9 protein-coding genes are annotated in these 11,738 nt (G+C 54.8%); 1 reads left to right on the top strand and 8 read right to left on the bottom strand.

The genetic code is table 11. The features are described from left to right. Positions 1 to 884 (top strand): hypothetical protein (locus G7020_RS22835; RefSeq protein WP_219852812.1); only part of this gene is annotated, 884 nt, incomplete at its 5' end. Positions 885 to 900: 16 nt separating this feature from the next. Here G7020_RS22835 and qatD read toward each other — a convergent pair. From qatD to G7020_RS22795, 8 genes are read right to left on the bottom strand one after another with little or no spacing between them, the layout of a single operon-like run. Next, positions 901 to 1,638 (bottom strand): Qat anti-phage system TatD family nuclease QatD, encoded by a 738-nt coding sequence (gene qatD, locus G7020_RS22830; protein WP_073651910.1) that lies wholly within the window; start codon positions 1,636 to 1,638, stop codon positions 901 to 903. Then, on the bottom strand, positions 1,638 to 2,900 hold the full coding sequence (gene qatC, locus G7020_RS22825; protein ID WP_181087142.1) for a Qat anti-phage system QueC-like protein QatC: 1,263 nt from the start codon (positions 2,898 to 2,900) through the stop codon (positions 1,638 to 1,640). Before qatC ends, qatD begins: the two co-directional genes overlap by 1 nt. Beyond that, positions 2,897 to 3,760, bottom strand: coding sequence for a hypothetical protein (locus G7020_RS22820; RefSeq protein ID WP_073651908.1), 864 nt, complete (start codon positions 3,758 to 3,760; stop codon positions 2,897 to 2,899). The genes qatC and G7020_RS22820 overlap by 4 nt, the downstream gene beginning before the upstream one ends. Next, positions 3,760 to 5,601, bottom strand: coding sequence for a KAP family P-loop NTPase fold protein (locus tag G7020_RS22815; protein ID WP_073651907.1), 1,842 nt, complete (start codon positions 5,599 to 5,601; stop codon positions 3,760 to 3,762). The genes G7020_RS22820 and G7020_RS22815 overlap by 1 nt, the downstream gene beginning before the upstream one ends. 25 nt (positions 5,602 to 5,626) lie before the next feature. Continuing rightward, positions 5,627 to 8,737 (bottom strand): type I restriction endonuclease subunit R, encoded by a 3,111-nt coding sequence (locus tag G7020_RS22810; protein WP_181087141.1) that lies wholly within the window; start codon positions 8,735 to 8,737, stop codon positions 5,627 to 5,629. 13 nt (positions 8,738 to 8,750) lie between these two features. Continuing rightward, the gene (locus G7020_RS22805) at positions 8,751 to 10,049 is read right to left on the bottom strand and encodes an AAA family ATPase (protein ID WP_181087140.1); all 1,299 of its coding nucleotides are present in this window, start codon (positions 10,047 to 10,049) and stop codon (positions 8,751 to 8,753) included. A 1-nt stretch (position 10,050) separates the two neighbouring features. Continuing rightward, positions 10,051 to 11,199 (bottom strand): restriction endonuclease subunit S, encoded by a 1,149-nt coding sequence (locus G7020_RS22800; protein WP_181087139.1) that lies wholly within the window; start codon positions 11,197 to 11,199, stop codon positions 10,051 to 10,053. Next, the gene (locus G7020_RS22795) at positions 11,196 to 11,609 is read right to left on the bottom strand and encodes an N-6 DNA methylase (protein WP_336509745.1); all 414 of its coding nucleotides are present in this window, start codon (positions 11,607 to 11,609) and stop codon (positions 11,196 to 11,198) included. The genes G7020_RS22800 and G7020_RS22795 overlap by 4 nt, the downstream gene beginning before the upstream one ends. Positions 11,610 to 11,738: the final 129 nt, after the last annotated feature.

Here is an 11,738-nt window from a genome sequence, read left to right as displayed (position 1 = left end):
GCCACCCCTGCGTCGCTGCGCTCCGACTGCCCGGCCGGATGGCCGTGGAACAGGTGGCCAGATGGCCCTGGAATGCCTGGCCAGATGAGAGCGGACTGGGTGGCCGGATGGCGTGGAATCCGCAAGTAGAACACAGTGAGTACCTGCCCGACACGGAGGTAGGACGCTCCTTATTTAGGGAACGCCTGATTGCAAAAATTCAGCAACATCGCGATTTCAAGGCGCTGCCACACGAAATTCAGTCGAACTTCTTTGAGAAGTTAGCTGAACTCACCCTTTTCGGCACCAACAACTGTTCGTTGGAGACACACAGCCCAAGGACACGCAAGCTTGAAAAATTGGCCGACAGTTATCGCCGGGTTGCCAATAGCATTGCGCTGCTTTCGGAAATAGATGAGCTGCTACTCGATGATGCCTTTCAACACAGCATGCCTTTGCAACAGCAAAAGAAACTGATGCGACAGCTGACTGCCCAAGTTGATGAGCTGATAGGCGCTATGCGTCAGACGCCCTCTGGCACATCTGAACGGTTTTTACTACGACTGCAGGGCGCGAGCTTGCTGAATCAACTGGGCAAGTTGGGAGTTGCCTGCAAAATCAATAATGATTTTCAGAAAATCGACCAAGATGATGTGTCGCACCGCGAGGAAAGCGAGGGCGTGCAACACTTTCTGCCGGATCTTTCGCAAAGTATGACTCTTGCCATGCTCTGTACCATGCTGACTATCCTCAACAATGGCCAGGTCGTTGAATGGAGCCATTGCCGAAGGCTGCTAAAGGAAGGCAAAAAAGCGCTTGCTTTTGAACGTCGACTCGCTGAATCACTACCAAGATCAGACGAGTTATTAGTGTTAAAAAACCAAATTCTCCAACATGGCCAATGATGCTAAAAGCTGGAAATTAGTATTGCCGTATTAGTCTCAAAAGACGATGAGAGTTTTCGCTCAGCAAAATTGCTGCTTCCTGGGTGGAAATGCCCCATGCTTGTCCTAGGTGCCTAGCTGTGAGGTCTGCGCTCCAGGGTGGAACTGGCTTGTCATCGACCTGTGCAAACGGGCCGTCACTTTCGGGAACAACAAAGTGCCGCGGTAGCTTCGCCGCCAAAGCCCGGCCACTACTCGATGCAAATGCCGCCGGCCCGATGCTGAACCAGCAGCCACGCTCTTCCGCAGCTCGCAGCTCCTTCACCGTCCCTGTGAACCAGTGCATTACTGCGGTTCCAAATCTGGCATGTCGATCCAAAACAGCCAGTACGTCATTTACAGCTTGACGTGAATGAATGCTGAGCACACGACCGCCCAGTGCCGAGCTACGTTCAATGATGGCCTCAAATAGGCCGCGCTGAACATCGTAGCTCTTGCGGTAGCGAGACGAGCCATCAAGGCCCACTTCGCCAACGGCTGTGACATCGCCCATTTGCGTCAACAGAAGGTCGAGCTCGCCGGCACGCTCGTGCGCAATCTCTGGATGAAGTCCTGGGGTGACGAGTACATTCGCCGCGCCGGTAAGCACACGCGCAGTCGCAACAAAGGCCTTTGGGCTGGTAGTCACCAGCCATGTGAATTCATTCTTTTGCGCAGCTTCCTTGAATACCTCGCGAGCATTCGGATAGAGGTCAAGGTGGCAGTGGAAATCCATCACAGTACGCCATCCCTCTGTAGCAAGGTTTCAAGCTCATTCAGACCATTAGCAAGTACGTTTCTGTATGCCAACCTGGCAGCGGGCTCGGCAAATGCCAGAGAGGCCCCCAGGAATCGGTCCAAGCCCTTCTGCCGGGCCGTGAGTACGGCAAGGGCTGCAGCCATCGGGTCGTCAGGTCCGCTAGTCTTATTCGCGTCGGCCAACGAGCGGTGCACATACTCGGTTGTATCGCGGGCAGGGTCCCAGGCGATAAATGCGGCTTTGCGAATCATGCAAGGAACACACCGGCCGCAGTGCTTTCGGTTGTAGGTGCGAAAACGGCCGCAACTCGTGGAGTCCGCTGCCAACTGCTGAAGAAGAGGCTGGTTGAGACATTCCTTGAGCATCTGGCCCTTGGTTTTGAACTGATAGGGAAGTTCAAGCCGTACAGGCACATCCAATTCGTTCAACACACTCTGCAACATTGCGATGAACTGAGGGTGCGTGGTCCGGGTGCTCAAACTAGAGACGCGTCCTGGCACCAAAGGCGGATTGATGCAAATGAATCCATTCTCTGGAACAAACACCTGGACAGGATTGCTGGCGACCCGCGAGGCAGCCAGCACCGCGAACGCGTAAAAAGCCAGAGACCGAGCGCGCGTTGAAGTCTCACGTTGGCCGCGAAAGCTGATGCCATGACTCCACTGCCAGTGAGACCCCACGCCGCCAAGCTGCGCTGCGTAATTCCTCTGACGCAGAGAGTCCTCATGTGCCAGCTGCGACACAAACATCGGGCGGCGACCTTGTGCAACGAGGTCTATTCCCCCAATGAGGCTATCGAGGCCGCCTGATAGCAAGGATACGCAGTCGTGCGCAGTCGCGACGGGCCTGCCATCCGGAGGTGCTGCACCGCCAGCTACGAAATGGAGCTTCCAGTAGTCGCCAGTGAGAACCTTGAGAAGTGCTTCAAGCGTTTCTTGCAAGGGCAGCCAGCGCAGTGGCTCATGCAGGCCGACAGTAAGCTCAATTACTCGCGTCCAGCCATCCGCACTCGTACTTCGAAGACAGGCCAAGTCGGCTGCGCAAACTGCTAGGCAGAACTGAACGAAGTCCCAAACCTGCGCGCTCGGGGCGAATCCGCGCCGCTTCAACGAACCTCGCCATCCTTTTGCGATGGTGCCAACACCGGGGCGCCGGGCGCTCTTGAAGTAGGTAAATACGATTTCCCCGGCATCGAGGCGCGTAGGCAAGAAGTCAGGTGTTGTACATAGAACTTTCATTCGACGAATACCTCAAGGGTTGAGGCCAAGACTTCTCTGGCGAGTCGTTGATGGTCAATCCCGCCTGGTCCTTGCCGGTCAAGAACCACCTTGACTTGAGCGTTGACATATTCCTTGATGTCATTCCGATAGAGCTGGATTTGCCGCGCATCGAACTTAAGCTTCTCGTATGTTTGACCCAGTTGCAGGTCAACGCGATTACATAGGTCGTTGGCGACGATGTAGCCGATGAGGTCGCCGATTTGTGCATCTGTCAGATTGAAGATGTCGACTTCAGGGGCTACCTCGTACAGCTGACCAAGCGCTTCTGCCGCAGCGTTCCGAATGGATTCTTCGTCGACACTTCCTGTGTTCGGAAGAACTTCTTTGACCACCTCCAGGACGAGGTCGTTTGCTGAAAGGTTCTGGGCGCGAACCCGATGGACCCAGTCGACAACTCGTGGGTCCGTGGCATCCCGTGCGGACGCAAGAAATTGCCCCAGTTGGCCGGCCCCCTGAGCCGTCGCTCTCATGGTGGCCGCTGCTCGTCGCGGGCCGCCCATTCCCTTGCTGACCATGCTCTTGGTCGCACTGCGCAAAGCTTCGCGCCCCCCGCCACCAAGGAATGCCGACATGCCAGAACGGGCTGGAGCAAAGCGGCGGTCAGGCGCTAGCGCAGGCCCGGTCACATCACCGTCTTCACCGCCAGCCGCGTCGCCCTGCCCGTCAGCGTTGGCGTCGTTGGCATCAGCTGTAGGAGGGCCTTCGCCATCACCAGGCGCAGGACTGTCTCCGCCATTGCCGCCTTCGGGCGGCGACAGCCACTCAGGATCAAATGGGGAGCGGGAGCCACCACCTTTGCTTGATGTTGACGTTCCCATCAGCGCGCTCCTTTCCTGGCTTGTTCAATGGCTTGCTTGACCGGTCTGGAAGCATCACCGGCGGCATGCCACTGATCGAGCACAGGGCGAGCCCACGTCTGCTCATAAAGGAGAGGGACGAGCCCTGGACCGACCTCCTTGATGGGCGCCTGGGCCAGCAACGCGGCGGCCTTTGCACCAAGGTCAGGAAAGATCTTGGAGATTTCCAGCAATGGCACAACATCTTCGGTTTGTCGCCAGTTTCGCTTTGGTGACTTCAGCTGCCACACCTTGGCCATTACCGCGTCAGCCTGACTCATTCCAGCTGCTCGAATTGCCTGTGTCAGCGGCTCATTTGCGCTGGTCGCAACCATCAGCGCATCCCGCAAAGCACGGCCTTCGGTCGTCAAGCTGTCGTCACCGAAGTCCCGCATCGCGGAGTCCCTGCTCAGGTGGAGCAATGGGCGCAGGTCCATTTCGCCGAGCGCAGGCGCAAGCCCAAGCCACTCCCTATGGAAGAACTCATCCTTGAAGGGCTCAGGCAAGGCTCCACCTTCTCGGGCGGCCTGTTCAGCCAGTCGAATGGCATCAACACGTCCTTCCGTCGCGGAAGTGACCCGGCCTGCAAGTGCGTTTGCCAAGGCTTCGTCGCAGCGCTCCAACAGGTGCCATTTGGCCAAAGCCTTGAGGTCCAATTCAATCCCCTGAGGCTTGGCCAAGGCTGACCGGAGAAAGACAGTGTTGAGGAACCGCTTCATCAGGCGCGGATTGGCGTTTACCTTGCTCGAACTCGTGAGCAGCGGTGCCAACCCCTCAGCCAATTCCATCAGCTCGACCAAGTGAGCGTTCTGAGGGTTGATGAGGCCCTTCAAAAATTCCAGCGTCACCGCATCACCGCGCCAACTGGTCTTGAGGCGTTCAGAGACGGCCTGAATGGCTCGTGACAACTGATCGTCGACAAACTGCCCTTCGGCCACTGCCCGCTCCAGCAGCAACAGTGCCAGGTAGGCCTTTGCTTCATTCACACCTAGCCTTGGCACATGCAGCGGGACCTGGATAAGCTTGTCGAAGTAGTTCGTCGCAACCTCATCGCTGATGCCCGTCCCCGCAAAGTGCACTCGCACAGCACCTCGGATGAACTCGTTGTCGGCAGCGACAACAAACGCGCTGCGTTTCAGGAACAGCAGCAGGCGAATGGACTCAAGTGTCGAAATGGCCGTCTGCGGGAGACAACGATCAAGGTCGTCCACGAACACGACAAGGGTAATCTTCAGCTCCTCCAGAAGTTCCTCAAGTGCGTCTCGAAATGCCTGAATTTCGCCTGGTAGAGAGACCGGCTCGGCAGGCTTCAGTACCCCCCAATCCTCATCCTTCTCGGCTCGGTCGTCGCCAGCCTCTCCCTGTTCGTCGCTCAAGCCAAACTTTGCGAGCGCACGTCCAATCAAGCCAATCGGAATGCCTGTGGCGATCGTTGCCGCCGCTTCGCCCCCGAGTTGAACAACTCGCAACAGATTGATGCGCTGAAGAAGCCTTTTGGCTTTCTTCACCAGTCCCTCGTCAGCGGCAGCTCGGCGCAACACTTCATCACCGACCATTTGAAGAAGAGCACTACGTGCGCCCTCGAAGTCCTGATACAGCCAAGGATTGAAGGTGACCACCACGTACGTATTCTTGTCGGGATCTGCGTCGACGTTCAGCCGTGACGCGACCATGCGTACCAATGAGGATTTCCCAACGCCCCAGCCGCCGGATACGCCAATAGAAATGGGCTGGCCGTTGGCCTGCTGCAGAAGCTTTGCGCAGGCATCCGCAACGACGCCGAAATTCAAGTAGTCCGTGGTTGTTTCGTTGTCATGCCACATGTTCTCCTCCCTGATAATCGAGTGCTTATAGTTGCCCGCCTACACCCTTGAACTTCTCGACAAAGGCAGCGATCTTCTGGAGGACAGTCTGCTTCTTGGTCAGGAATTGCGGGTTCAATGGGCTCATCTTGGGCAGCACCGCGTTGAGCTCGGTGCCGTTTTCGCTGGCGTATTCACGCTTGAGTGAGGTGGTGATGTATCGCCTGGCGGCCTCGGCGTTGAGGTTCTCCGTGTCGATCAGCTCCTGGGCTTCGCGCTGCTGCTCCGCTTGCGCAAATGTGAAGAAGGCCTCGATCACACTGGTCTTGTCGCCAAGCAGGTCCAGGTCAGTCTGATTGATGAAGTCCACCACCAGGCTTTCCTTGGCGCGGTTACCCAGGCTTGCCCGGATCACCCGGCGCACCTCATCCACCAGCTCAGACTTGCTCTTGGTCTTCTTGTTGTGCTCGAAGATCAGTTCCAGGATGTAGTCCAGATTGATTTCCTGCGATTTCAGCAGGTCCACCTCAAAGACCACGTCATCCCAGTCGATGGTGGATTTATCTTTCTCGTCCCCTGCCTTCTGGCGGCGCAGCCAGTCACGTACGTCGTTGTAGGTCGAGCGATAGTCCTGGATCTTCCGCTCGGCGGGGAGCTTGATAGCCTGCAGTGCGGCGAGATCGTCATCGCTCAGGTAGTGCGTGGCCTTGAAGGCTTCCACTGCGGCAGGGTCCGTCAGATCGACGCTCTGCAACGCTTTCAAGCTGGCAAATTCGTCATAGTTCTGCAGCACGTTCTCGACGCGCAGGTACTCGCCGAACAGTTTGACGAAGGCCTTCTTGTCCGCCTCCTTCTCAATGGCCGCAGGGTCAGGGAAGCGGGCTTCCAGTTCCCGCACCACATCCATGAAACCCCGACGCGCCTCACCGGTGGCCGCATCGGTGAAGCCTTCCATGTACTCCTTGTAGCTTTTCTCCAGCACCACGTTCCGGGTGTTCTTGTCACCAAACAGGGTGATGGCATCGATGGTCGCCTGTTCCAGATCGCGGAAGGTGACGATGTTGCCGAAGGTCTTGGTGGCGTCGAAGATGCGGTTGGTGCGCGAGTAAGCCTGCATCAGCCCGTGATAACGCAGATTCTTGTCGACAAACAGCGTGTTGAGCGTGGGGGCATCAAAGCCGGTCAGGAACATGCCGACCACGATCAGCAGATCGACATCCTGCTCTTTGACGCGCTTGGCCAGGTCGCGGTAATAGTTCTGGAAGCCATTGCTGTCCACACTGAAGTTGGTCTTGAATAGCGCGTTGTAGTCGGCGATGGCCGCGCTCAGGAACTCCTTGGCGCTGCTGTTCATGGCCGACACATCAAAGCTCTCGTCCTGGATATCGCCAATCGCATCCTGCTCCTCGTTGGCAGCAAACGAGAAGATGGTGGCCACCTTCAGCGGCTTGTCGCTGTTCTTCTGCAACTCCCGGAAGCACTCGTAATACAGCTTGGCCGCATCCACGCTGCTGACGGCGAACATGGCGTTGAAGCCCCCATTGCTACGAGAGCCGCCCGGTTGCAGGCGGTGGGTCTTCTGCCGGAAGTTGTTCAGGATGTACCGGGTAATCTCGCGGATGCGATCCGGGTGCAGCAGGGCTTGCCGGTTCTCCGCCGCACTCAGCTTCTTATCGTCCTGCTCGGTCTCGATGGCCTTGAATTGCGGGCGCACATCGTTGTAGTCCACCTTGAACTTGAGCACCTTTTCGTCGCGGATCGCATCAGTGATCACGTACGCGTGCAGCTCGCGGCCAAACACGCTGGCCGTGGTCTCGGCGCCCAGTGCGTTCTGCGGGAAGATGGGTGTACCGGTGAAACCAAACTGGTAGAACCTCTTGAACTTTTTCTTCAGGTTCTTCTGGGCCTCGCCAAACTGGCTGCGGTGGCACTCATCGAAGATGAACACTACCTGCTTGCCGTAGATGGGCAAGTCCGCCTCGCTCTTCATCAGGTTGTTGAGCTTCTGGATGGTGGTGACGACGATCTTGTTGTCGTCCTTCTCCAGATTGCGCTTCAGGCCCGCCGTGCTGTCGGAGCCGTTGACACTGTCCGGCGAGAAACGTTGGTATTCCTTCATGGTCTGGTAGTCCAGATCCTTGCGGTCCACCACGAAGAACACCTTGTCGATGAAGTCCAGCTCAGTGGCCAGGCGCGCGGCCTTGAAGCTGGTCAAGGTCTTGCCGCTGCCGGTGGTGTGCCAGATATAGCCGCCGCTTTCCGTGTTGCTCCAGTTCCTGGCCTGATAGCTGCTCCTGATCTTCCACAGAATGCGTTCCGTGGCGGCGATCTGGTAAGGCCGCATCACCAGCAGCGTGTTGCTGACGTCGAACACCGAGTAATGCAGCAGCACATTGAGCAAGGTGTGCTTCTGGAAGAAGGTGGCCGTGAAGTCCTTCAGGTCCTTGATGAGCGTGTTGTCCGCCTTCGCCCAGTTCATGGTGAAGTCGAAACTGTTCTTGTTGCGCTGCGTGGTATTGGCAAAGTAACGGGTGTCGGTGCCGTTGGAGATCACGAACAGCTGCAGATACCTGAACAGGGAATGTTCGCTGTTGAAGCTCTCCTTGCTGTAGCGATGCACCTGGTTGAAGGCTTCCCGGATCGCCACGCCGCGCTTCTTCAGCTCCACCTGCACCAGCGGCAGACCATTGACCAGAATCGTCACGTCATAGCGGTTGGCATGACTGCCCGTCTGCTCGAACTGCTTGATCACCTGCACCTTGTTGCGGGCGATGTTTTTCTTGTCCAGCAGGTAGATGTTCTGGATGCGGCCGTCGTCAAAGATAAAGTCGTGGATGTAGTCGTCGTGAACCTTGCGGGTCTTTTCAACGATGCCCTCGCTGGGCTTGTCCAGCCAGGTTTCCACAAAGCGCAACCATTCGCCCTCGGTGAACTGAACGGCGTTGAGTGCCTGCAGCTGCACGCGCACGTTGGCCAGCAAGGCTTCGGGCGTCTTGATGGACGAGGCGAACTCGTAGCCCTGATTGACCAGATCCTGGATCAGCTCCCGTTCCAGGTCGCTTTCGCTCTGGTAGCTCTCTGCGACCTTCCACTCGCGGGTGTACTGGTCCAGAACAATGAAATTATTGGATTCGGCGATGGCCTTGTAATCAAGCATTCTTGGCCTCTTGCTAATTAAAGCGGTAGGTTTCGCTCAAAAATGAAACCAGTTGGGCGAGCCTTTCCTTATCAGAGTCTTCGATCTCAGCCACTTCTTCACCTGCATGCGCAGAGTGACTGGATAAATTCAGGATTCTGTTTGCGAATGGATCCGGGACCCCATCCGCAGTCTTCTCAAGCAAATCTTCCCATCGTGGATAGCCAAGGAATGTGGCGGTTTTTTCCAATATATTTCTTAAAAAATTGAAGTGATATTTTTTGATCTGCTCATCTCTAACCGCGGATCGTAGTTCGGCCAGCAGGAACAGGTGGTAAGAAAAGGGGTGGTCATTTGATGAGTGCAGATCAAATCCCTCATCCGCCTTCTTTTTAAGAAGATATTTTTCGGATTGACCACGCTTATAAACCCATGAGGAATTACCTTCCTGATTTACCCTCTTCAAATCATTGCTGAACTCGTTGTACAGAACGTTGTAGAAGAGAGGGCTGTGTGTCGTTACAACAAACTTCAGCCCCTTGCCATCGGAGAAAGAACTACGCTTTATCAATCCAGCCAAATCGACTGCAAGTGCAATGAGATGACTATCATCCAAGGACGACACCGGGTCATCAATAAAGACATACTCAAGATTGTTGAATTTTTCAGTGACTCTGTCACCTACGTTGGGTTCATCCAATGTCGATACAACTTGCTGAAGAAGAGTGAAGAAAACGCTCCAGATAAAATTACTCTCTTCACCCCTGGATATCTTTATAGCCTTATAGTGCCCTTGAGCTGTATGATGCTCATCGTTTGCAGAAGCAGCGGTAGATTTATCTCCATCAGGAACACTGGACGCCACCTGAAAAACAATTTCCGTGAAGGCTGGAATGGTAATCTCTACCTCTTTCCCATTAAAGTCCCTGGCTTTCCTCTTGTATTCCTCATTGAAGATAGGATTGGCATTACTACCCGTATATCTCTGGAAGTTGGAAACAATATTCCCATCTTCGCCCAGCTCTTTGAGTAAGGTAATGAGCCAGTCCGTGAAAGTATTCGGTTGAATTTTCAGCTTTGGCTCGGAGTCAGTCTCCAAGTCGTTATCCCAGTAAAACAAGTCTTCGGTAAAGGCGCTATAGTAAAGCACCTTATTGCGTGAAGGTTCCGCTTCGCCATTATTCTGCATCCCGTTATTATTGGAGGCTACAACCTCCTCCTTGAACACACGGGACAGTCGTGTTTTTCCCGATCCATTAAACGCATAGATCAGTTGCACTTTCTTATTGGTGCCAATTAGCTGCCTGGCGATCTCTTTCAGTGTTTTGCTCACTTTATGCCCCCGCAGCCTCCAGTTTCGGGAAGCTCAGCAACAGATCACGGTAATACTCGTATTGCTTCTGACGCAGCTCGATTTCGCGGGGCAAGCCGTCGCTGATGGAGCCAGTCAAGGCATCGAATTTATCCAAGATGTCGACGATTCGCTTCTTATCTTCTGGAGGTGGATTCGGGATGCGAATACTTTCAAGACTCTTCTTATTCAGCTTTGGCTGCGCTGCTCCTGAGATGTAGGGCGTCAAGTCGATGCTATTCAAGTAGTATTCGACGTACTTTCGCTCAGCATATGTTTCGAATTTCAACACGTGAGCATGATTATTCACCCAGCTCTTTCCGCTAATACTAAATGCGATTGGCGTATTTCGCGCCAATAGATTCGCTCCATCTTCGGAAACAAGTAGAAGGTCGCAATCAAAGATATAGTCTTTGACATAGTCAACGATTCCCGAGGCTCCGTAATATGGGATATCACCTGGCTCTCTTAGCCCGCTAGTGATTGGCCTTCGCATTGAGTCGAGGTTCTCTGCGAGATCCCCAAGCGTCTTCCACTCCACTTCCCCATCCTCAAAACTCAACAACTTATCACGATAATAGTTGTACTGTTTTTTGCGGGCGGTCAGCTCGGCGGTCAGCTCGGCGGTCAGCTCGGTGAAGCTGTCCAGTATGCGAACGATTTCTGCCTGGATTTCAAGCGATTTTTCTGGGTTGCCCGGGTAGGGGATGGGAATGGGGATTTCTAAAATCTCACTGGGTCGCAATGCGGGTATGCCCGCACCGTGTTGCTTACCGGCCAGACGCACCTGATTGAGTTTTAAGAGATGGTAAACATATCGGTTCTCAACTGCCTCAGTATTTGGTAGCACTACATAGCAGTGCGCATTGGCATAAAACTTGGATGTGACGAAATTAACAAAACCAGCAGACGCGCCACCCTGACTTATTATGGTTTTGTTTTCTGAGTAATTGAATGTGTCGGTAAACCCGGAATGCGTTACCCCTCCGTTATAGGCCGGGTAAGGTCCGTTTTCACAAAGCAGTTCTTTATTTAGCTGGCGGCCTTTTTCTAATCTGATGACATCCCCCAGCTCTTTCCACTCCACTGCCACCCCATCCAGCAGCTTTTCCAAGAAATTGACGCCGCTCATACCTCCAACTCCTCGCCTTCAATTTCCGCAACGATGGCATCAATCTCCTTGCGCAGTTGGTCGATCCGGGCAACGGTGGTTTTCAGTTCGGCGTTGAGCTGGGCAATGTCCACCACTTCACGGTTGTCCTTGGCTTCCACGTAGCTGCTGACCGACAGGTTGTAGTTGTTAGCAGCCACATCTTCCAACGGCACCGACCTGGCGAAGTGGTCGACGTTTTCCTTGCTGTCGAACACGGCCATGATTTGGTCGATATGCTCATCCAGCAGCAGGTTGTTGTTGGTGCCCTTCTTGAACAAGTCGCTGGCGTCGATGAACTGGATGTCGGTATCGGTCTTGTGTTTGGACAGCACCAGGATATTCACCGCGATGGTGGTGCCGTAGAACAGGTTGGGCGCCAGCGAGATCACGGTGTCGGGTAGTCAGACGCGGTTGCCCGCGTCCAACCCCCTAAGAACCGTGCATGCGAGTTTCCCAGCACACGGCTCAAGCCTCCGCTAAGGCACCTCTAGGCACCCGGTTGTACGTCATCGGCATAG

Origin of the sequence: Stutzerimonas stutzeri, assembly GCF_013522825.1 — a bacterium.
Taxonomy (GTDB): domain Bacteria; phylum Pseudomonadota; class Gammaproteobacteria; order Pseudomonadales; family Pseudomonadaceae; genus Stutzerimonas; species Stutzerimonas stutzeri_AK.
The sequence above is the reverse complement of the archived record's forward strand: the minus strand, read 5'-3'. Positions and strand labels throughout refer to the sequence as shown.

What these genes read in the sequence shown, in the direction of transcription:
- qatD (WP_073651910.1), bottom strand. Translation starts at nt 1,638, where the DNA reads ATGGATTTCCACTGCCACCTTGACCTCTATCCGAATGCTCGCGAGGTA.
- qatC (WP_181087142.1), bottom strand. Translation starts at nt 2,900, where the DNA reads ATGAAAGTTCTATGTACAACACCTGACTTCTTGCCTACGCGCCTCGAT.
- G7020_RS22820 (WP_073651908.1), bottom strand. Translation starts at nt 3,760, where the DNA reads ATGGGAACGTCAACATCAAGCAAAGGTGGTGGCTCCCGCTCCCCATTT.
- G7020_RS22815 (WP_073651907.1), bottom strand. Translation starts at nt 5,601, where the DNA reads ATGTGGCATGACAACGAAACAACCACGGACTACTTGAATTTCGGCGTC.
- G7020_RS22810 (WP_181087141.1), bottom strand. Translation starts at nt 8,737, where the DNA reads ATGCTTGATTACAAGGCCATCGCCGAATCCAATAATTTCATTGTTCTG.
- G7020_RS22800 (WP_181087139.1), bottom strand. Translation starts at nt 11,199, where the DNA reads ATGAGCGGCGTCAATTTCTTGGAAAAGCTGCTGGATGGGGTGGCAGTG.